Origin of the sequence: Thermomonospora catenispora, from assembly GCF_006363815.1 — a bacterium.
In the GTDB taxonomy this organism is placed as follows: Bacteria; Actinomycetota; Actinomycetes; order Streptosporangiales; family Streptosporangiaceae; genus Thermomonospora; species Thermomonospora catenispora.
Genome location: NZ_RRYT01000034.1, coordinates 13,373 through 32,876 on the forward strand (window position 1 = coordinate 13,373; position 19,504 = coordinate 32,876).

The window sequence follows — 19,504 nt, forward strand, 5'->3', positions numbered from 1 at the left end:
CCGGCGGCCTCACAATGCCGTGACAACGCCCTGACCAGCGGATGTGGCCTCCCGGGGTTACCGGGGATCCTGACCGGCCTGTGAAGACGCGCCACCCGTGCGGCTAGGGGAGATCGTGAGATTTCACCGGACTTGGGGTTACCTCTTGACGAGATTGCCGCAACATTGCACGTTTCTTACAAGCGCCTCACGCGGCCCCGCCGTCCCGCTGGTCGAGGCGACAGCCGAGCACCGGGAGATGACGCATGCACTTCAGGCGCCGGAGCCCGGTGCGGCCCAGGGATGGTCCCCGCGACGGCCGCGCCGACCGGTGCCGTGCCGCGGCCGCATGCCGCGCGGCGTCGCGTCTTTCGTCGCCCGCCGGGCGACGCCCCCGACGCATCGACGGCCGCCGGACGGGGCGAACACGATCAAGATCAATATTTGACGGGTCGCCGTCCCACGATGGAATGATCTTGCGGTCGGTGACAAAACGCTTCATTGCAGTCGAGGAGGAGACCCGTGCTGGATGCGGTCGACACCGTGCTCGTCCGCGAGCTCCAGCGGGATGGCCGGGCCACGTTCCAGGCCCTGGCCGATCGGGTGGGGTTGTCGAGGACGGCGGTGCGAGCCCGGGTGCAGCACCTGCTCGAGACCAAGGTCGTGCGGGTCGTCGGCATCGTGCACGCCGCGGTGCTGGGCACCCAGGCGATCGGCCATGTGTCGATCACCGTGGACGGGTCGGCGCGAGAAGTGGCCAGCAGCATCGCCGAGCGGCCGTGCGTGAGCTTCGCCGCGCTCACCGCCGGGCCGCACGATCTGATGGTGCAGGTGCGCACCCGCGACGACGCAGCGCTGGCCGCGGAGATCGACCAGCTGCGGGCCATTCCCGGCGTGCGGTCGGCGGAGGTGTTCCGGTCGGTGACGACCGTGCGGGACGCCCACTCGGTGGTCCGCGAGCTCGGCGACATCACGCTCGACGACATCGACTGGCGGCTGCTGCAGGAGCTGCAGCGCGACGGCCGCGCCCCCTACACTCGGCTGGCGGAGATCATCGGGCTGTCCCAGGCGGCGACCCGGGCCAGGGTGGTCCGGTTGATGCGTTCGGGCGTCATCCAGGTGACCGGGCTGGCCGACCCGCTGGCCCTCGGCGCGGCCGAGCTCGGCGGCTTCGGCCTGGTGGTGCGCGGCGCCGCCCGGCGGATCGCCGAGGCGGTGGCCGACCAGCCCGGGGTGCGGTACCTGGCCACCGGGTTCGGCCGGTACGACATCCTCGGCCTGGCCGAGGCGTCCTCGCGCGCGGAGCTGGTCTCCGTGCTGGACGGCATCAGGGCGTTGCCCGGCGTCACGGTGCGCGAGTCCTGGCATCACCTCGATGTGATCAAGGAGACCTACTCCACCGAGCTGCCCAGCAAACCCGTCGAGCGGCGGTTCGGCTGATCGTCGCGCCCCGCGGCGGATCGGGCGGGTCCGCCGCGCAGGGCCGCCGGCTCACTCGCGGGACAGCGCCACCTCCTCCAGGTCAAGCTCCCACAGGACTCGCTCGAGGACCTCGTCGTCGATCCGCCGCTCGTCGCGGAGCCGGATGAACACCTCTCGTTCGGCCGCCAGCATCTCCCGCCGCAGCCGCTGGTAGACGGCGGTGGGCACCTCGGTCCCGTCGGGTCCGGTCCCGCCGCCGAGCCGTTCCCAGGCCCGCAGCCGCCGGTACTCGGCCAGCTCCTGCAGCCGTCGCAGCGTCTGCTCGTCCACCTCCTCCTCGGCGGCCAGCTCCGCCAGTCGTTCCAGCGCCGCGTTGGCCGCCGTGTGCTGCGCCCCCGCCTCGGCCACCGCGTCGGTGTGCCGCTCGGCCCCGTCCTCGACGCCCAGTCGGCGGATCAGCGTCGGGAAGGTGAAGCCCTGCACCAGCAGAGTGCCCAGCACGGTGGTGAACGTCAGGAACAGGATCAGGTGCCGCTCGGGGAACGGCTCCCCCGGCGCCGCGCTCACCGGGACGGCGAACGCGGCCGCCAGCGACACCACCCCGCGCATGCCCGCCCACGACACCACCGTCAGCTCCCGCCGGTCCAGCCGGCGGGTGGCGGGCCTCCCGCCGCGCGCCCGCCGCCGCGCCGCCGGCGCGGAGATCAGTGCGGTGGCGAACACCCAGGCGAACCGGATGGCGACCACCACTGCGAACACCGTCAGCGCCCACCAGGTCAGGGTCAGCGGGTGCCAGGCCGACAGGCCGTCCAGCACCTCCGGCAGCTGCAGCCCGATCAGCAGGAAGACCACGCTCTCCAGGATGAAGATCAGCACCTTCCAGAACGACCGGCCCAGCAGCCGGGTCTGAGCCGGGGACTCGGTGACCCGATGCCCCAGATACAGACCGCTGACCACCACGGCGATCACCCCGGAGGCCTGCACCGCCTCGGCCACCAGGTAGGCGGCGAACGGAGCCAGCACCGCCACCGCGTTCTCCGCCAGCGGATCGCGCAGGCGGGTGCGCAGCCAGTGCAGCGGCGGGCCGGCCGCGAACCCGATCAGCACACCGCCCACGGCGGCGAACAGGAAGCGCTCGCCGCCGTCGGTGATGGAGACGCCCTCTCCGGAGGCGGCGGCCACCGCGATCCCGAACGCGGTCAGCGCGGTGGCGTCGTTGAACAGGCTCTCCCCGACCAGCACGGTGACGGTCCGGCGGGGCAGTCCGAGCCGCTTGGCCACCCCCACCGCCGCGACCGCGTCCGGCGGGGCGACGATCGCCCCCAGCACGAACGCGGCGGCCAGCGGCAGCGCCGGGATGATGAGATAGGTGACGTAACCGGTGACCAGCGTGGTGCACAGCACCAGCCCCACCGACAGGGAGAGGATCGGGCGGGCGTTGTCGCGCAGGTTGGGCGGCGAGCTCTCCCACGCCGCCGCGAACAGCAGCGGCGGCAGGAACACGAACAAGACGAACCGGGGATTCAGCTGGATCTCCGGCGTTCCCGGGATCGCGCCGCCCAGCAGTCCCGCCACCACCAGGAGCAGCGGCGCCGGCAGCCCGGTCCGGCGCGCCACGACGGCCGTTCCCACCGCCAGCACGGGCACCGCCAGCAGCCACAGCTCCTGTGTCGCCTCCATGCGCCCTCCCGCGGCCGAGCTCGACGGCGATGGCGGGGGAAACGCATCACCGCCTAGGTATGTTCCCGGACCCGCCCCGCGCCGCGGCGTTCCCGGACGGCGTCCTTGACGAACGTCAGGAAGTCACGGGCCGCCGGCGACAGCCGCCGGGGGGTGTGCACCAGCCCGATCATCCGGCTCAACGGCGGCGTGAACGACCGCACCACCAGTCCGTGGGTGTCCTCCAGCTGGTTGCGGTACCACAGCAGGCACCCGGTCCCGTCGCGCACCCGGTCCAGCCGCGTCCGCGGGTCGTCGGACTCCACCACGGGCACCGGGCTGGCGCCGGCCCGCGCCAGCACCGCCTCCAGCTCCGCCCGTCGGGGCCCGCCCCTGGCGGGCAGCACCAGCCGCATCCCGTCCAGCGCCGCCGGGGGCAGCGGCTCGCGCAGCTCCAGTCCCGGCGGGGACACCAGCACCACTTCGCGATGCTCGATCGGGTGCGCGGTCAGGTCGCCGGGCACCGGCAGATCGGCCAGGGCCAGGTCGGCGCGGCCGGACCGCAGCGCCGCCGCCACCGCCTCGCGTCCGGGGCAGCGCACCATCCGGATCCGCACCACGGGTCGTTCCCGGGCGAAGCGGGGGATCAGCCATCCGGCCAGTTCCGCCTCCAGCACCGGCGTGGTCGCCACCCGCAGCTCGGCGGAGCGTCCCTCGCCCCCGGTGACCGCCAGCGCCTCGATCGCCTCGACGGCCTCCAGCGCGATCCGGGCCTGCCGGACCACCTGCTCGCCGACCGCGGTCAGCACGACGCCGCGTCCGGAGCGGGCGAACAGCTCCACCCCCAGTTCGCGTTCCAGCTCGCGGACCGCCCGCGACAATGCCGGCTGGGCGACGTACAGCGCCTGGGCCGCCGACGTCATCGTCCCATGGTCGGCGGTCGCCACGACGTACCGCAGCTGCCGCAGATTCATGCCTTGACCGTAGGGCAACGAGCCGGTCCGTTCCCGGACATGGCCGGAATCCGGCCGGGGCGCGCGCACCGCCGGATCACCTGTGCCGGTCCCGCACGGCCTGTCCGGAGCGTCTCTCGGCGGCCACGGAAGCGGACATTCAGATGGTTTCGACTACAACACGGCGGCGATTGCGGAGCGAGTCAAGACCTGTGGGGCGTTCTCCGGTGGCCGGAACAGGCCGCGTCACGGCCCGCCGTCCCGGCCGTCGACCGCTCGGCGCAGCCCGGCCACCGCCTCCCGCAGCATCTCCCGGCGGCCGGTGGAGGCCGCGTACTCCGCCAGCGCGGCGCACAGGAACACCGCCAGCACCCGGGCCCGCAGCTCCCGTTCGGCGTCCACCGGACCGTAGGCCGCCAGCATCGCCGCGCGCGCCGGGCCGCTGAACGCGCCGTAGGCCAGCGACAGGTCCACCGCCGGGTCGGCCAGGCAGAGGTCACCCCAGTCGATCACCCCGGTCGCCCGGCCGTCCGCGTCCACCAGCAGATGGCGCGAGTGCAGGTCGCCGTGGCAGACGACCGGCCCGGCCGCAGGCGGTCCCAGGCGTTCCCCCTCGGCCAGCAGGGCGGCGGTCGCGGCGTCCGGCTCCCACAGCCCCCGGCGGGCCAGCCGCTCCAGCCGCTCGCGCGCCATCGGCGCCCGGACGTCGGGGCGGCCCCGTCCCAGGGGATCGTGCGGCAGACCGCCGCCGACCCGGTCGACCAGGCGGGGGTCGTGGAGGGCGCGCAGAAAGGCCCCCGCCGCGCGGGCCGCCTCCACCCGCCGCTCCTCGGAGAGCCCGGCGCCGGCCAATTCCCGACCGGGCAGGTGCCGCGCGCCCCAGAACGGCCAGTCGTGCGCGCCCGGCAGCCGCCCCGTCAGCTCCGGCACCGGGACGGGCAGCGGCAGCAGCGGCGCCAGGACGGGCAGATGCGCGATCTCCCGTTCCACCCCCGGCACCGCGACCGCCCGGCGCGGGAAGCGGAACACCCACTCCCCGTCGACCAGGAACGCCGTGTTGTCCCATCCGGTCTCCAGCGGCTCGACCGGGGCGCCGGCGAGGGCGGGGAAGCGTCGGCGGACGACGGCGGCGGCCTCGGCGGCGTCCACGGTGCGCTCGGGATCCCACTCGGCGGCGGTGCCGTTCATGCCGCCACGCTACCGGTGCACGGAGCCCGGCCCCCGCATCTGACCACCGGAAGCGGAACGGTCCGGTTCCAGAGGCGGAGCACCGACACCGCAGTGCGACCGGCACTGCGGCTTCGCCTCTCGCGGGGCCGTTCGCACCGCCGCGTCGCTCACCGTCCACCACGTCAGCGCCGCCCCCAGCGCCAGCAGTCCCGCACAGATCGTCAGGGACGCCGCGAAGCCGCCGGAGAACGCGTCCGGATCGGCATAGGCGTCCCCGGTCAGTCCGGTCAGCGGGGGCACCGCCGCCACCGCCAGCAGACCGGCGGCTCGCGACACCGCGTTGTTGACGCCGCTGGCCACCCCGGCGTGCGTCGGATCGACCGCCGCCAGCACCGTCGCGGTCAGCGGCGCCACCACCGCCGACAGGCCCAGGCCGAACACCGCCGCTCCGGGCAGCACCCCGGTGAGGTAGGAGGAGTCCGCGTCGATCCGGGACAACATGAGCACTCCGGCCGCGGCCACCAGCAGGCCCACCGTGATCGGCGATCGCGGCCCCACCCGCCGGGCCAGATCCCCGGCCCGGGCCGACAGCAGCAGCAACAGCACGGTCACCGGCAACAGCGCGGTGCCCGCCGCGATCGGCGAGAACCCCGCCACCACCTGCAGGTCCAGCACCAACAGGAAGAACAGCACGCCCATCCCGCCGTACGCCACGAAGGTGACCAGGTTGATCGCCGAGAACTGCCGGGAGGCGAAGATGCGCAGCGGCAGCATGGGCTGCGGCCCGCGCCCGTTCGTGCGGGCCCGTTCGACCAGCCAGAACGCCGCCGCCGCGGCGATCCCGGCCGCCCCGGACGCCCACACCGCCGCCCGGTGCACGGTGGGCTGCGGCGCCTCGGTCAACGCGTAGGTGATCCCGGCCAGCGCCAGCGCGGCCAGCGTCGCGCCCAGTATGTCGAATCGGCCCCGCGCGTCCGGGTCGGAGCTCTCGGGCACGTGCCGGAGCGTCACCAACGCCACCGTCACGGCGAACGGGATGTTCACCAAGAACACCCACCGCCAGCCGGCGGCGTCCACCAGCCAGCCGCCCAGGAACGGGCCGACCGCTCCGGCCACCCCGCTCAGCCCCGACCAGGCGCCCACCGCCCGGGCCCGGTCGTCCGGCGCGAACGAGGCCTGGATCAGGGCCAGCGACCCCGGGGTGAGCAGCGCCCCGCCGACCCCCTGCAGGGCGCGGGCGGCGATGAGCGTGAAGACGTCCTGAGCCGCTCCGCACAGCAGCGAGGCGACGGCGAACCACGCCACCCCGAGCACGAAGATCCGGCGGCGTCCGTACCGGTCGCCCAGCGAGCCGCCCAGCAGGATGAACCCGGCCAGCGTCAGCGTGTAGGCGTTCACCGTCCACTGCAGCCCGGCCATGGACGCGTCGAGGTCGGCGGCGACGGCGGGGAGCGCCACGCCCACCACCGTGGCGTCGAGCATGGCCACGCTGGATCCCAGCACGGTGGCCAGCAGGATCCACCGTCCGGCCGGAGAGGACAGCCGGACGTCCGACATCAGACGATCAGCTCGTCCACGAAGCACCAGCGCCACGTCTCGCCGGGCTCGAAGGACCGGATCACCGGATGCCCGCTGCTCGCGAAGTGCCGGGAGGCGTGCCGCCGCGGCGAGGAGTCGCAGCACCCGACGTGCCCGCAGCTCAGGCACAGCCGCAGGTGCACCCACCGGGTGCCCTCGGCGAGGCATTCCTGGCAGCCCTGCGGGGTCATGGGCTCCGGCTCCGGTCGCGGCAGCTCGCCGACGTGCTCACATGTGGTCATACCCCCATGCTCGCACCGGACCGGCGGTTCACCAGTGGTCGGGGCTGAGCGGTTCGTCCTCGGGGCGGCTGGAGGACGACAGCAGCCGCAGGTCGGACTCGACCATCATCGCCACCAGCTCCTCGAAGCCGACCTCCGGCTCCCAGCCGAGCTGTTCACGGGCCTTCTTGGGGTCGGCGCACAGCAGGTCGACCTCGGCGGGACGGGTGAAGCGCGGGTCCTGCACCACGTAGTCCCGCCAGTTCAGCCCGACCGTGGAGAAGGCCAGCTCCACCAGCTCCCGCACCGATCGGGTCTGGCCGGTGCCGATGACGTAGTCCTCGGGGGTGTCCTGCGCCAGCATCAGCCGCATGGCGCGGGCGTAGTCGCCGGCGAACCCCCAGTCGCGCCGCGCGTCCAGGTTGCCCATCCGCAGCTCGTCGGCCAGGCCCAGCTTGATCCGGGCCACGCCCAGCGAGACCTTGCGGGTCACGAACTCCGCGCCGCGGCGCGGCGATTCGTGGTTGAACAGGATCCCGCTCACCGCGAACATCCCGTAGGACTCGCGGTAGTTCTGCGTGATGTAGTGCCCGTAGGCCTTGGCGACCCCATAAGGGCTGCGGGGATGGAACGGGGTCTTCTCGTTCTGCGGGGTCTCCCGGACCATCCCGAACATCTCCGAGGAGGACGCCTGGTAGAAGCGGATCTGTCCCGGGCCCGGGGTGCGGGACTGGCCGACCCCCGACACCACCCGGATCGCCTCCAGCATCCGCAGCACGCCCATGCCGGTCACCTCGGCGGTCAGTTCGGCCTGCTGCCAGGACATCGGGACATAGGAGATGGCGCCCAGGTTGTAGACCTCGTCGGGCTGCACCCGTTCTATCGCGGAGATCAGGCTGCCCTGGTCCAGCAGGTCGCCGGTGGTGAGATGGATGTCGCCGATGTGCTTGCGCAGCCGGGCTACGTGCGGGTTGGCCTGGCCGCGGACCATGCCCCACACCTCGTACCCCTGCTCCAGCAGGTGCTCGGCGAGGTAGGAGCCGTCCTGCCCGGTGATGCCGGTGATGAGCGCTCGCTTGGACAGCGGAACCTCCCTGGGCGATCTGGGCAGTCATCGGGCACCTTGCTCGATGATGCTCGATGAGTGATGAAGTACGAGGTTAGCGACCCTTCGGGAAGCTGACGAGTCCGGGACGGCATTGACCGAACGGGTTTCGGTTCTGTTGGAGCGGTTAAGGTGATCATCATGGGGGAACGGGCATGACCGCGCTGAGCGGCTCGGATCCGGGACGCGACCTGGTGATCAACGGCCGTCGGCTGGGTCGGTACGCGGTCATGGCCGTGGTCAACCGCACACCGGACTCCTTCTACGACCGGGGCGCCACCTACGGCTTCCGGGCCGCGCTGGCGGCGGTGGACCGGGCGGTGGCCGCAGGGGCCGACATCGTCGACATCGGCGGGGTCAAGGCGGGGCCCGGCGACGAGGTCGACGTGGCCGAGGAGCTGCGCCGGGTGGTGGACGTGGTGGCGGCCGTCCGTGAACGCCACCCCCACATCGTGATCAGCGTGGACACCTGGCGGGCCGAGGTCGGCGAGGCGGTGGTCGAGGCCGGCGCGGACCTGCTCAACGACACCTGGGGCGGGGTCGATCCGCGGCTGGCGGAGGTCGCCGCCGCCCACAAGGTGGGGCTGGTGTGCGCGCACGCCGGGGGACTGACGCCGCGGACCCGCCCGCACCGCGTCGGGTACGCCGACGTGGTCGCCGACGTGGTCGCGCACGTCACCGCCGAGGCCGAACGCGCCGTCGCGCTGGGCGTCCCGCCCGAGGGGATCCTCATCGACCCGGCGCACGACTTCGGCAAGAACACCCGGCACTCCCTGGAGATCACCCGACGGCTGGGAGAGCTCGTGGCGACCGGCTGGCCGGTGCTGGTGGCGGTCTCCAACAAGGACTTCATCGGGGAGACGCTGGGACAGGACGTGCGGCGCCGCGGGGTCGGCACCGTCGCGGTGCTCGGGGTGTCGGCCTGGCTGGGGGCCCGGGTGTTCCGGGTGCACGACGCCGCCGCGGCCCGCCGGGCGCTGGCGGCGGTGGAGGAGCTGACGGCCGGTTAGCCGCGGGCCTCAGCTGTGCGCGGCCTCGCGCTGCCTGGCGCGGTAGGCGGCCACGTGCATCCGGTTGCCGCAGGTGCGGCTGTCGCAGTAGCGGCGGCACCGGTTCCGGGACAGGTCCACCAGGACGCGTGAGCAGTCCGGCGCCTCGCAGGTGCGCAGCCGGTCCAGCTCGCCGGCCGCCACCACGTACGCCAGCGCCATCCCCCCGTCGGCCGCCAGGTGCTCGGCCACCGGTGCGCCCGGGGCGAAGAAGTGCACGTGCCAGTCGTACCCGTCGTGATCGGTCAGATGCGGGGTGGCGCGGACCCCGCCGATGATGCCGTTGATCAGCCGTACCGCGTGCTCCACGTCGGGGGCGTCGAACACCGCGCGGAACGCCGCGCGCAGCCGGTGGACCTGGATCAGGTCCTCCTCGGTCAGGGCGGGGACGTCGCTGATCCGGCTGCGCTCGACGAACTCCCGCAGCGCGGCCACGTCGCCCAGCCCTTCGCGGCCGGGCTCGGCCGTGTTGACCAGGTCCACCACGATGCCGAGCGCCTGCTCGGTGTCATGAGCGAAGATCACGTCGTCTCCAGTGTCGGCACGGGGCCGCCGTTTCGACTCTCACCCTACGCGGCGGGGAGCCGGGCGGGGTCGCTCGTGACGATAGCCCGTCCGGCGTGCCGTGGATCCCGATGCGGTGATATCCGGGATCTCCCCCCGGGCGACCGGATCAGGTCACTGCGAGTACAGGGGGTCGGCCACCACCGGGTAGTAGGCCCCGTGATGCTGCACGCGCATCACGATCGTGGACCCCTCCAGCGCGTAGTCGGCCTTGACCGGGCGGAACATCGAGTCGGCCGCCCACGGGTTGTAGAACCGCCCCACCGTCGCCCCGTACCGCAGGTGCACCACGTCGTATCCGCCGGACGGCATGGCCTCCAGCGCCAGCCCTTCGGCCAGGCTGAGCGGGAAGCGGAACTCGGTCGGCGCGTCGGGGCCGTGCAGCACCGTCAGCAGCCGGACGCCCGCGTCGGTGGTCTGGGCCACGATGTCGGTGTCCACCTCGACCCCGACGAACACCCTCAGGCTGGGCCGCAGCACCGTGGCGGGCTGGTCGCCGGAGACCGCGATGCCGATGTGGATGCGCTGGCCGTCCCGGGTGGGCGCCCAGACGCCGTCGCGGGTGCGCTGGCCCCAGGTCACATCCGGGTTGTCCAGTTCGTGCGGTTCATGCTTGCCTCGGGCCACGAGGATCCGGGAGACGGCGTTCATCGCCGCGGCGGCCCCGTCTTGCGCATGCCTCATCGCGGGCCCCCTCGCCTCCTGTGTCGTCATCCTGTCCCCCCTGTCACGCCGCTGCTTCGTTTATCACGGCGATGCAGGGCGTGACCTGTTACGGGTGGGGATTGTGCATTTCTGTCATTTGCGCCGTGCGTCGTTGGACCTTACACCACCGGGCCGGACAATCCCGGCGGGATCTTGTCCGCTATGGCGTCCGGAACGTTGGGAATGTCACCCCTGACCGGTGTATCGGATCGTGGAAGATCTCCTGATCCGCGGGCAGCAGCCGCACCGCGGCGCCCAGCGGCTCGCCGGTCCCGGGATTGCGGGCGAACCGGGGGAACGACCCGCTCGACACCTGCACCCGCAGCCGATGCCCGGCGCGGAACCGATAGGCGGTGGGCCACAGCCGCACCGTGACGGAACGCACACCGTCCCCGTCGGCCGGGAAACGCTCCGGGGTCACCCGCTGCAGCCCGTCGCACACGTTGAGCGAACGCCCCGCGGGGTCCACGTCGCACACCCGCACGAACACGTCGGTGTGCTCCCGGGTGGACCGCAGCGCGATGCGCGCGGTCACCGGCCCGATCACCTCCAGCGGCTCCCTCAGCGCCGGGCCGGTGAACACCAGCACGTCCGGCCGCGCCTCCACCGCCGCGTTGTCCCTGGGGCCGGCGGCCTTGCCGTCCAGCAGCGGCCCGCCGACCCCGGGGGTCGGATCGGACGGGTCGTAGCGGAACCGGCTGGGCGGCGAGTCGGCGGGGGAGGAGGGCGCGAGCCCGCCGCCGGGCTGCAGCCACCAGGTCTGCCGCACCGCCCCCGGAGGAGGCCACTCGGGGTGGTCGCGCCACTCCTCGGCCCCCTGGACGTACAGCCGCACCGGATGCTCCCGCAGCGCGCGGCGGTCCCCGGCCACATGGGCGCGGAACCAGCTCAGCGCCTCGCTCATCGCCGCGCCCAGCCCGGCCCGGTCCGAGTGCGTCCACGGCCCGATCGTCAGGTACGGCTCACGGCCCGCCTCCCGCAGGGCCGCATAATCCTCCAGCTGGGAGCACAGGAACAGGTCGTGCCAGCCGCCGACCAGATGCACCGGCGCGACGACCTCGCGCACCCGGGCGCGATGGTCGCGTTCGGGCACCCAGTAGGGATGGCCCGGGGCGTCGGACTCCAGCCATCGCCGGAACCACTCCACGGGCTGGCCGGTCGCCCGCACGTCCGCCTCCGACAGCGGCAGGTGCGTCATCGCCGCCATCGCCCGCCGCCGCCCGTACACCCTGTGCCACAGCAGTCGCAGCGGCCCGCCCTCCCGTGCGGTCATCATCGCCGCCCAGTTCAGCGTGCCGCGCAGCGTATAGGAATCGCCCAGATAAGTCTGGTCGCGAAACTGCGAGGCGGTGACCACCGGGACCATCGCGGTGATCCGATCCCGGGCGTCGGCGGCCATCGCCCATTGCACATAGCCCAGATAACTCGGCCCGAACGTCAGCAGCCCTCCATGGAACCACGGCTGCTTTTCGATCCAGTCGAGGGTGGCCAGCCCGTCGACGCGCTCGTCGCCGAACGGGTCGAACCGCCCGCCCGATCCGCCGGTGCCCCGGCACGCCTGGACCAGCACCTGGAAACCGCGTTCGGCGAAGGGCCGGCACACTCCCGCGCCCAGCAGTCCGCCCCGCCCGTAGGGGGTGCGTATCAGGATCGTCGGGGCGTTCGGAACGCGCCGCGGTCGGTACAGATCGGCCGCCAGCTCCACGCCGTCCGGCATCGGGACCCGCAGCCCGCGTCGGACCTCCACGTCACGGGTCACCGCGGGCGGAAGGCCCAGCACCCGTTCGGCGACTCGGCTCAGCAACGACATGCGCCAAACCCTAAAGGACGGGCCGGAGGAAAATGGATTGCACCCGCATCGGGCCATGGCGCATTCTGGGAAACGTCGGGACGCGACCGACGCAAGGGGGTGAGCCACCGGTTGGGCGGCTGGTCTCCAAAACCAGCGAAAAGCAGGTTCGACTCCTGCCGCCCCTGCGGGACCGTGGTGTCAATGGGAACACGCCTGCCTTGCAAGCAGGAATTCCGGGTTCGAATCCCGGCGGCTCCACGCGATGACGGTCGCACGGAGGGGCGTCCTCCGCCGCGACGGCGAACGGCCTCGGGCGCCCCTCCGTGCAGCCCCCTCGCGCCGCGGTCGCGCGGCGGACTTCCGTCCGCCGGGACCGGTTCGACGAGGAAGGTTGGCCGAGCGGTAAGGCAGTCGTCTCGAAAACGACCGTCAGGGTGACACCTGCCCAGGTTCGAATCCTGGACCTTCCGCGCGACTCTTCCGGATGACCGCCGTCCGCCGCGAGACCGGGACTCCGGTCTCGCGGCGGACGGCCGTGGACCGTGCCGCTCAGCCCACCGCCGACAGGGCCGCGCCCGCCGGAACCGGCTCCGCCGCCGTCACCTCCGACAGCACCCGCTCCAGACGGTCCAGCGACCGGGCGATCCAGGGCAGCTCGACGGGGTCCTCCGCCTCCAGCGCCGCCAGCCGCTGCTCGTCGCTCTCCCCGTACAGCAGCGAAGTGGCCACCCGCAGCCGCAGCGCCGGGGCCGGTTCACCGAAGGCGCTGCCCGGCAGCGTGCCCACCCCGTATCGGTCCAGCAGCAGCTCCGCCAGCTCCGCGCCGGTGCGCACGCCCTGCTCGGCCAGCCGATCGGCCACCGGAGCGAAGTCCGGGTACACGTAGAACGACGCCTGCGGCGCGGGGACCCGACAGCCGGCCGCGGTGAACCGGGCGGCGACCGCGCCGGCCACGGCGGCGTGCAGCCGGCGGCTGCGATCGACGTGCTCGACCAGCTCCGGCGGCTCGCTGAAGGCGTAGGCGGCGGCGCGCTGGATCGGCGCCGGCGCGCACGACCAGATCTCGCTGGCCGTGCCGAGCAGATCGGCGCGCAGCGCCCGCCCGGCGGCCCCCTCCGGCAGCCGGGCCACCCCCAGTCGCCAGCCCCCCGCGGCCAGGTGCTTGCTCAGCGCGGTGGTCACCACCGTCCGCTCGGGCGCGAACAGCGCGGGGCTGCTGACCGTCTCGTCGGAGGCGTGCACCAGATCGCGGTAGATCTCATCGGAGATGATCAGCAGGTCCAGCTCGCGGGCGACCTCGCACAACCGCCGCACCGTGGACTCCCCGGCCAGGCGGCCGGTGGGATTGTCGGGCAGCGTCGCCACCACCGAACGGACGTCCCGTCCCCGCCGACGGGCGGCGCGGACCGCCTCGGCCAGCAGCTCGGGGTCGGGCACCCCGCCCTCGTCCGGCCGGGTCGGCACGAACAGCGCGCCCGCCCCGGTCAGCGCGGCCTGCGCGGCGTAGCTCACCCAGCTCGGCTGCGGCACCGCCACCTCGCCGCCGATGATCAGCAGCAGGCCGAACAGCAGCGCTTTGCTTCCGGGCCCGGCCACCACGAGCTCCGGATCCGTGGGCAGCCCGCGGCGGGTCCAGTACCCGGCCGCCGCCGCGCGCAGTTCCGGCGAACCCGCCACCGGCCCGTAGCCGTTGCGTCCGGCGGCGTCGGCCAGCTCGCGGCGCAGCGCCGGGTGCACGGGCAGGCCCGCCTCCCCGAAGGCCATGGGCAGCACCGGGACCCCTTCCCGCCGCTTGCGCTCCAGGGCTTCGTTCGCGGCGAGGGTGGCCGAGATCCCGGTGCGACGAGATGGGGGTTCGGAGGGCCGGGCGTCGCAACGTTCGGACATAGGCATGACTGCTCCCAGGGCATGGATGGACGTGTGGTGTCACAGGTCGGTGAGGGCCCCCGTTCCCGACCCCGCGGGGTCTCGCGACCATCGTTTACCCATGTGAAGCATCATCACAAGCGAGTCTTCTCGAGGGGGAGCATAAGATGCTCTTATGCTCGACCTGCGCAGGCTGCGTTTGCTCTGCGAATTCGCGCGCCGCGGCAGCATCGCGGCCACCGCGGCCGCCCTCGGCTACACCCCCTCGGCGGTCTCCCAGCAGCTCGCCGCGCTGGAACGGGAGGCCGGGACCGCGCTGCTGGACCGCACCGCCCGGAGCGCGGAGCTGACCGACGCCGGCCGCCGGCTGGCCCTGCGCGCCGAGAGCATCCTCGACATGGTCGAGGCCGCCGAGGCCGAGCTGGCGGCCGAGTCCGGAGTCCCCTCCGGCCGGGTGGTGGTGACCGCGTTCGCCAGCGCCGCGGTGGCCTTCGCCCCCGCGATCGCCCGCAGCCTCGCCGACCACTCCCAGCTGACGTTCGTGCTCCGGCAGACCAGCCCCGGCGCGGGCCTGGCCCAGGTGCGCTCCGGGGAGGCGGACATCGCGCTGGTCGACGACTGGACCGGCGCCCTGCCCACCCAGGCGTCGCCCACCCTGCAGCTGATCCACCTGTGCCGGGATCCGCTGGTGCTGGTGCTGCCGCCCTGGCACCCGATGGCGGATCCGGACGAGCCGCTGGACCTGCGCCGGCTCAGCGACGAGCCGTGGATGGCCGCCCCGCCCGGCGAGCCGTCCCGTCAGGCGGTGGACCGGCTGCTGGAGGCCGTCCCCGGCGAACCCACGGTGGCCTGGGAGTTCGAGGGCATGCACACCCTGCTCAACCTGGTCGCCCGAGGCATCGGCATCGCCGCGCTGCCCGCGCTGGCGCTGGTCGGCGGAGACTCCCGGGTGGCGGTGCGGGAGATCCCCGACCTCGACGTCGTCCGCGAGGTGTACGCGGTGGCGCGCGCCTCCAGCGTGCGGCGGCCCTCGGTGGCGGTGACCCTGCGCGCGATCTACGCGGCGGCCCAGGAGGCCGCGCCGCCCGTCGGGTCCTGAGGCCTCTCCGGACGATCACGGCGCGATCACGGCGATCGCCGCCGGCCCCTTCGTCCCCGGGCGTCTCGGCGGGTCGGGCGGGACCGGGATCCCGGATGCGGGCCGGCCCTTCGTCCCGGGACGCCTCCCCGCCGCCCGGACCGGCACGGCCGCCCCGGTGAGGCCCCGGCGAGGCTCCACGCTCCGCCGCCCTTCCGCCGCGTCGATGCCGATCATCACGTACGGTGGAGCCGGTCATTTCGCTCGCCCCCTCTCGGAGGCTCCGCCGCCCATGCCCGCGATCGACCGATCCGCGGCGACCCCCTCGTCCGCCGCCCGCCCTCCCCACGCCTTCGAGCCGCCACGGCTGACCTCGATGCTCTGGCACGCGCTCCCGCGCTTCGCGGAGGGCGTGATCGCCCCGGTCGCGGTGTTCTACGCCGCGTTCGTCCTGCTCGGCCTGAACGGCGCGCTGGCGGCCGCGGTGCTGTGGGTGTACGGCGGGATCGGCTGGCGGCTGTACCGCGGCCGCGAGGTGCCGGGCATGCTGCTGCTGGCCGCCCTGGGGGTCACGGTCCGCGCCGTGCTCGCCGCGATCACCGGCAACCCGGTGGTGTACTTCCTCCAGCCCACCCTCGGCACGCTGCTGGTCAGCATGACGTTCCTGGCCTCGGTGCCGATGCGCCGCCCGCTCGCCCAGAAGATCGCCACCGACATGGTCCCGATGCCGGAGGCGTTCCTGCGGCACGAACGGGTGCACCGGTTCTTCCTGCGGATCTCCCTGTTGTGGTCGCTGGTGTTCCTGATGAACGCCTCGATCAGCCTGTGGATGCTGTTCCACGAATCGATCGGGACGTACCTGTGGGTGCGCACCGGCCTGGTGGCCGCGCTGGGCGCCGCCGCGGCGGCGATCTCGGTGCTGGGGTTCCGGCGGTGCCTGCGGCACGTCACCGCCGAGGCGGCGTCCTGAACCCGGCCGCCGCGGCGGCGCCCGGGGCGGCGCGCGACGGGACCGGAGAAGAACGCACTCTTCGACCTGCGAGGCGAACCAATCCGGCCTTCAAGGCGTCTCCCCTGGTGTATGGATACTTCGTCAAAGCGACGAAGATCGACAGTGGGGGAGCGAGTGAGCGTGCGAGGCAGGCTCTGGCTGATCGTGGCCGGTGGTGCGGGGGCGGTGACGGTGTTCGTCGCCGGCTGCAGCGGAGGCGTCGGCGCGTTGCGCTCGGCCGAGGCCGCCACCGTGACGATCACGCCCGCCAACGGCTCCGGCAAGGTCCGGCCGGACGCGCCGATCGAGGTCAAGGTCGCCGACGGCACGCTGGAGGAGGTCACGGTCACCGGCGGTGACGTGCGCATCGACGGCACGCTCAGCGAGGACCGCACCTCCTGGAAGTCGGCGCGGCCCCTGGTGCCCGGCACCTCCTACACGGTGACCGTCCGGGCCCGCAACGGCGACGGCAAGTCCACCGCCTCCACCAGCACGTTCACCACGCTCAAGCCGGCCCGGACGTTCGGCATCGCCGACGTCACCCCCAACGTCAAGGGGGAGAAGGTCGGCGTGGGCATGCCGATCATCGTGCGCTTCAACCGGCCGGTGAGCGACAAGGCCGCCGTGGAGCGGGCGCTGGAGGTCAAGGCCGAGAAGCCGGTGGAGGGCGCTTGGCGGTGGATCGACTCCACGCAGGTGATCTACCGGCCCAAGGAGTTCTGGGAGCCGTACCAGAAGGTGTACTTCACCGCCCGCCTGGCGGGCGTGCAGGCCGCCAAGGGGGTGTGGGGCACCGAGGACAGCTCCTACACCATGCAGATCGGCGCCAAGCAGATCACGACCGGCAACATCAACAAGCACCACGCCACGGTGTACCGGGACGGCAAGAAGCTGCGCACCATGCCGTTCAGCGCCGGCAACGGCACCACCCGCGAGTACACCACCACCAGCGGCATCCACCTGCTGATGGAGAAGGGCAATCCGGTCAAGATGACCGCCCCCGGGCGCAAGAAGGGCGATCCCGGCTGGTACGAGCAGATGGTCAACTACGCCATCCGGATCTCCAACAGCGGTGAGTACTTCCACTCCGCGCCCTGGTCGGTCGGGGCCCAGGGGCGGGCCAACGTCAGCCACGGCTGCATCAACCTCAGCCCCGAGGACGCCCGCTGGTACTACGGCATCCACCAGCGCGGAGACGTCGTCAAGCTGACCGGCACCAGCCGGAAGCTCGAATGGAACAACGGCTGGGGCTTCTGGCAGCTGTCCTTCGAGGAGTGGAAGAAGGGCAGCGCCCTGCACTGAGGTTCTTGCTCTCCATGACCGCCGTGGGCTCCCGGGACCGCCCGGGGGCCCACGGGCGGATAAGGATGAGGAATCCAGACGACAACACTTCGATCTCGACCGCTCGGAACCTCCCCGACCGGACCATGATCGATGTGGTTTGTCGCTAATGTCGTCCCGGGATTACGGCGGGGTCTGGGAGGTTCACGGTGCGACTTCATGGAGCCGGTGCTGCCGGGATCACGGGGATGGTGATCCTGTTCGCGACCACGGCCTGCTCGGGAGACGGAGGGGGGACCGGGAGCACCGTCGCCGGCAAGGAGGACGTGAGCGCTCCCCAGGTGACGATCACCCCCGGGACCGGCACCGCCAAGGCCCTCCCGGAGAGGGGCGTGGTGGTCCAGGTCTCCAACGGGACGCTGGAGCAGGTCAACGTCACCGTCAAGGGCAAGCCGGTGCGGGGGGAGATGTCCCCCGACAAGACCACCTGGCGCTCCCGCACGCTCTGGCCCGGCGCGAGTTATGAGGTCTCGGTGGTGGCCCGCAACGAGAAGGGCAAGACCACCACGGCCACCAGCAGCTTCACCACGCTCAAGGCGACCGCGCCGCTGAACGTGGTGGACATGATCCCCATGGCGGGGGAGAAGGTCGGCGTGGGCATGCCGATCACGCTGACCTTCAACCGGGGGATCTCCGACGCCGGCAAGAAGGCGGTCGAGCAGGCCCTGAAGGTCAAGTCCACCAAGCCCGCCGTGGGCGCCTGGTACTGGGTCAGCGACCGGCAGGTGATCTTCCGGACCAAGAACGAGCAGTACTGGCAGCCCAACCAGACCGTGCGGCTGACCGCCGAGCTGGCCGGCGTCAAGATCGGCAAGGGCGTGTACGGCACCCGCGACTTCTCCCGCACGTTCAAGATCGGCGACTCGCACATCTCCACGGTCAGCACCAAGACCAAGAAGATGGTCGTCAAGGTCAACGGCAAGGTCGTCAAGAGGACCGGGATCAGCGCCGGCAAGGGCGGCCGGGTCGTCAACGGCGTGGACACCTACCTGACCACCAGCGGCGTCCACCTGACCATGAGCAAGCACCGGGTCGAGCGGATGACCTCCGAATGGATGGGCGTCGACCCCAAGGACAAGGCCAACGGCGGATACGACCTGCTGCTGCCGCACGCGGTGCGCATCTCCAGCAGCGGCGAGTACGTCCACGCCAGCCCTGACCGCTACTGGGCGTTCGGCCGCTACAACGCCAGCCACGGCTGCATCAACACTCCGCCGCCGTTCGCCGAGTGGTTCTACAACCTCTCCTACCGCGGCGACATCGTCATCGTGACCGGCAGCAAGCGCCGCCTGGAGTGGAACAACGGCTGGAGCTACTACCAGATGCCCTGGGACAGGTGGGTCAAGGGCGGCGCCCTGGACCGCGAGGTCACCACGGGCTGATCCCCTCGAGGGCCCACCGCGCCCCCGGCGACCGGATGTCGGCCGCCGGGGGCGCGGTCGTCTCGGCGGAGACCGCGCGAAGAAATGCGTTGTCCCGAGGATCTCGATGCCGCACACTTGTTCTCGGCGACAGAAAACGCCCCGGTTCAATGAGGAAGATTCCGATCGGCGAGGGGAGTGAGCGTCATGACGGTCCTGCGTCTGGAACGTCGTGAACGTCCCTTCGCTCTCGGTGGAGAAGCCTTCTGAGGGTTCGGCTTCGGCCGGTGCGCCGCCTTCTCCTCCGGGGAGCAGGCGGCTTGTTCGTGCGGGGCGCGTTGGTCTAGTGGCAGGACACCACGTTCTCACCGTGGGGGCACGAGTTCGATTCTCGTACGCGCTGCTCGGCCCTCTCCGGGGCCCGGGCCGGGTCGACTAATCGGAAGGTCACCGTCCTTTCAAGGCGGCAGGTGCGGGTTCGAACCCCGTCCCGGCTACCGCGTCTCCAGCCCGTCTCCGGTCCGCGGGCGGCGTCGGGACGCCGCCGCGCGTCACTCGTCTCTCCTCCGGCCGGACGTCGGGCCGACGGCGGAGGAGAGGGGAGACGCCCGAGACGCCTCCCGCGGACCCGGACACGGGGAGCGGACGCCGAGCCGGTCGACTCCGTCCC

The 19,504-nt window shown here is 72.5% G+C and carries 16 protein-coding genes and 5 tRNA genes; 11 read left to right on the forward strand and 10 right to left on the reverse strand.

Features of this window, described 5'->3' with window-relative positions; genetic code table 11:
• The first annotated feature begins 501 nt into the window (after positions 1–501).
• On the forward strand, positions 502–1,419 hold the full coding sequence (locus tag EIO00_RS20430) for an Lrp/AsnC family transcriptional regulator (protein ID WP_140181418.1): 918 nt from the start codon (positions 502–504) through the stop codon (positions 1,417–1,419).
• A gap of 51 nt (positions 1,420–1,470) precedes the next feature.
• Here the strand turns inward: EIO00_RS20430 and EIO00_RS20435 are convergent, their stop codons facing one another.
• The 6 genes from EIO00_RS20435 to gmd all read right to left on the reverse strand — a co-directional run bounded on the left by EIO00_RS20435 (position 1,471) and on the right by gmd (position 8,066).
• Positions 1,471–3,081 carry a Na+/H+ antiporter gene (locus tag EIO00_RS20435; protein ID WP_140181420.1) on the reverse strand — a complete coding sequence of 537 codons (1,611 nt, stop codon included), beginning with the start codon at positions 3,079–3,081 and terminating at the stop codon, positions 1,471–1,473.
• A 53-nt stretch (positions 3,082–3,134) separates the two neighbouring features.
• On the reverse strand, positions 3,135–4,034 hold the full coding sequence (locus EIO00_RS20440; protein ID WP_140181422.1) for a LysR family transcriptional regulator: 900 nt from the start codon (positions 4,032–4,034) through the stop codon (positions 3,135–3,137).
• A 225-nt stretch (positions 4,035–4,259) separates the two neighbouring features.
• Positions 4,260–5,201, reverse strand: a complete 942-nt coding sequence (locus EIO00_RS20445) for a phosphotransferase (protein ID WP_140181424.1) — start codon at positions 5,199–5,201, stop codon at positions 4,260–4,262.
• 9 nt (positions 5,202–5,210) lie between these two features.
• A complete protein-coding gene (locus tag EIO00_RS20450) occupies positions 5,211–6,740 on the reverse strand; it encodes an MFS transporter (protein WP_140181426.1) in 1,530 nt (509 codons plus the stop codon).
• Positions 6,740–7,003, reverse strand: a complete 264-nt coding sequence (locus tag EIO00_RS20455) for a ubiquitin carboxyl-terminal hydrolase 14 (protein ID WP_140181428.1) — start codon at positions 7,001–7,003, stop codon at positions 6,740–6,742. Before EIO00_RS20455 ends, EIO00_RS20450 begins: the two co-directional genes overlap by 1 nt.
• Positions 7,004–7,031: 28 nt before the next feature.
• Positions 7,032–8,066, reverse strand: a complete 1,035-nt coding sequence (gene gmd / locus EIO00_RS20460) for a GDP-mannose 4,6-dehydratase (RefSeq protein WP_140181430.1) — start codon at positions 8,064–8,066, stop codon at positions 7,032–7,034.
• Between the two features lie 176 nt (positions 8,067–8,242).
• Here gmd and folP point away from each other — a divergent pair, with 176 nt between their 5' ends.
• A complete protein-coding gene (gene folP / locus EIO00_RS20465; protein WP_140181432.1) occupies positions 8,243–9,097 on the forward strand; it encodes a dihydropteroate synthase in 855 nt (284 codons plus the stop codon).
• Positions 9,098–9,106: 9 nt separating this feature from the next.
• Here folP and EIO00_RS20470 read toward each other — a convergent pair whose 3' ends face one another.
• The 3 genes from EIO00_RS20470 to EIO00_RS20480 all read right to left on the reverse strand — a co-directional run bounded on the left by EIO00_RS20470 (position 9,107) and on the right by EIO00_RS20480 (position 12,215).
• Positions 9,107–9,661, reverse strand: coding sequence for a CGNR zinc finger domain-containing protein (locus EIO00_RS20470; protein ID WP_140181434.1), 555 nt, complete (start codon positions 9,659–9,661; stop codon positions 9,107–9,109).
• Positions 9,662–9,814: 153 nt separating this feature from the next.
• Entirely contained in the window at positions 9,815–10,384 is a 570-nt protein-coding gene (locus EIO00_RS20475; RefSeq protein WP_140181436.1) for a hypothetical protein, read from the reverse strand.
• A gap of 181 nt (positions 10,385–10,565) precedes the next feature.
• Positions 10,566–12,215 carry a CocE/NonD family hydrolase gene (locus tag EIO00_RS20480; protein ID WP_140181438.1) on the reverse strand — a complete coding sequence of 550 codons (1,650 nt, stop codon included), beginning with the start codon at positions 12,213–12,215 and terminating at the stop codon, positions 10,566–10,568.
• Between the two features lie 95 nt (positions 12,216–12,310).
• On the opposite strand from EIO00_RS20480, the gene EIO00_RS24030 reads away from it, so the two are divergent.
• The 3 genes from EIO00_RS24030 (at position 12,311) to EIO00_RS20490 (ending at position 12,667) form a co-directional block, all read left to right on the forward strand.
• Positions 12,311–12,382: transfer RNA gene (locus EIO00_RS24030), tRNA-Trp, on the forward strand.
• A gap of 1 nt (position 12,383) precedes the next feature.
• Positions 12,384–12,455, forward strand: a tRNA-Ala gene (locus EIO00_RS20485).
• Positions 12,456–12,582: 127 nt separating this feature from the next.
• Positions 12,583–12,667 (forward strand) — tRNA-Ser (locus tag EIO00_RS20490).
• 79 nt (positions 12,668–12,746) lie between these two features.
• On the opposite strand, the gene EIO00_RS20495 is transcribed toward EIO00_RS20490, so the two are convergent.
• Positions 12,747–14,084, reverse strand: coding sequence for a pyridoxal phosphate-dependent aminotransferase (locus tag EIO00_RS20495; RefSeq protein ID WP_140181440.1), 1,338 nt, complete (start codon positions 14,082–14,084; stop codon positions 12,747–12,749).
• A gap of 154 nt (positions 14,085–14,238) precedes the next feature.
• Here EIO00_RS20495 and EIO00_RS20500 point away from each other — a divergent pair, with 154 nt between their 5' ends.
• From EIO00_RS20500 to EIO00_RS20525, 6 genes are all read left to right on the forward strand, one after another.
• Positions 14,239–15,162, forward strand: a complete 924-nt coding sequence (locus EIO00_RS20500) for a LysR family transcriptional regulator (RefSeq protein ID WP_140181442.1) — start codon at positions 14,239–14,241, stop codon at positions 15,160–15,162.
• Between the two features lie 271 nt (positions 15,163–15,433).
• Complete coding sequence (locus EIO00_RS20505) at positions 15,434–16,111, forward strand: VC0807 family protein (RefSeq protein ID WP_140181444.1); 678 nt, start codon at positions 15,434–15,436, stop codon at positions 16,109–16,111.
• Positions 16,112–16,273: 162 nt separating this feature from the next.
• Positions 16,274–17,434 (forward strand): L,D-transpeptidase, encoded by a 1,161-nt coding sequence (locus tag EIO00_RS20510; protein WP_241661486.1) that lies wholly within the window; start codon positions 16,274–16,276, stop codon positions 17,432–17,434.
• A 305-nt stretch (positions 17,435–17,739) separates the two neighbouring features.
• Positions 17,740–18,855: a L,D-transpeptidase gene (locus EIO00_RS20515; RefSeq protein ID WP_241661487.1), complete on the forward strand. Its 1,116-nt coding sequence runs from the start codon at positions 17,740–17,742 to the stop codon at positions 18,853–18,855.
• Positions 18,856–19,166: 311 nt separating this feature from the next.
• Positions 19,167–19,237: transfer RNA gene (locus tag EIO00_RS20520), tRNA-Glu, on the forward strand.
• 21 nt (positions 19,238–19,258) lie between these two features.
• Positions 19,259–19,331 (forward strand) — tRNA-Glu (locus EIO00_RS20525).
• Positions 19,332–19,504: the final 173 nt, after the last annotated feature.

Excerpts from the sequence above, each read along its gene's own strand:
- EIO00_RS20435 (WP_140181420.1), bottom strand. The coding sequence starts at position 3,081 with ATGGAGGCGACACAGGAGCTGTGGCTGCTGGCGGTGCCCGTGCTGGCG.
- EIO00_RS20495 (WP_140181440.1), bottom strand. The coding sequence starts at position 14,084 with ATGTCCGAACGTTGCGACGCCCGGCCCTCCGAACCCCCATCTCGTCGC.
- EIO00_RS20440 (WP_140181422.1), bottom strand. The coding sequence starts at position 4,034 with ATGAATCTGCGGCAGCTGCGGTACGTCGTGGCGACCGCCGACCATGGG.
- EIO00_RS20505 (WP_140181444.1), top strand. The coding sequence starts at position 15,434 with ATGCCCGCGATCGACCGATCCGCGGCGACCCCCTCGTCCGCCGCCCGC.
- EIO00_RS20455 (WP_140181428.1), bottom strand. The coding sequence starts at position 7,003 with ATGACCACATGTGAGCACGTCGGCGAGCTGCCGCGACCGGAGCCGGAG.
- folP (WP_140181432.1), top strand. The coding sequence starts at position 8,243 with ATGACCGCGCTGAGCGGCTCGGATCCGGGACGCGACCTGGTGATCAAC.
- EIO00_RS20450 (WP_140181426.1), bottom strand. The coding sequence starts at position 6,740 with ATGTCGGACGTCCGGCTGTCCTCTCCGGCCGGACGGTGGATCCTGCTG.
- EIO00_RS20475 (WP_140181436.1), bottom strand. The coding sequence starts at position 10,384 with ATGAGGCATGCGCAAGACGGGGCCGCCGCGGCGATGAACGCCGTCTCC.
- EIO00_RS20500 (WP_140181442.1), top strand. The coding sequence starts at position 14,239 with ATGCTCGACCTGCGCAGGCTGCGTTTGCTCTGCGAATTCGCGCGCCGC.
- EIO00_RS20445 (WP_140181424.1), bottom strand. The coding sequence starts at position 5,201 with ATGAACGGCACCGCCGCCGAGTGGGATCCCGAGCGCACCGTGGACGCC.
- EIO00_RS20480 (WP_140181438.1), bottom strand. The coding sequence starts at position 12,215 with ATGTCGTTGCTGAGCCGAGTCGCCGAACGGGTGCTGGGCCTTCCGCCC.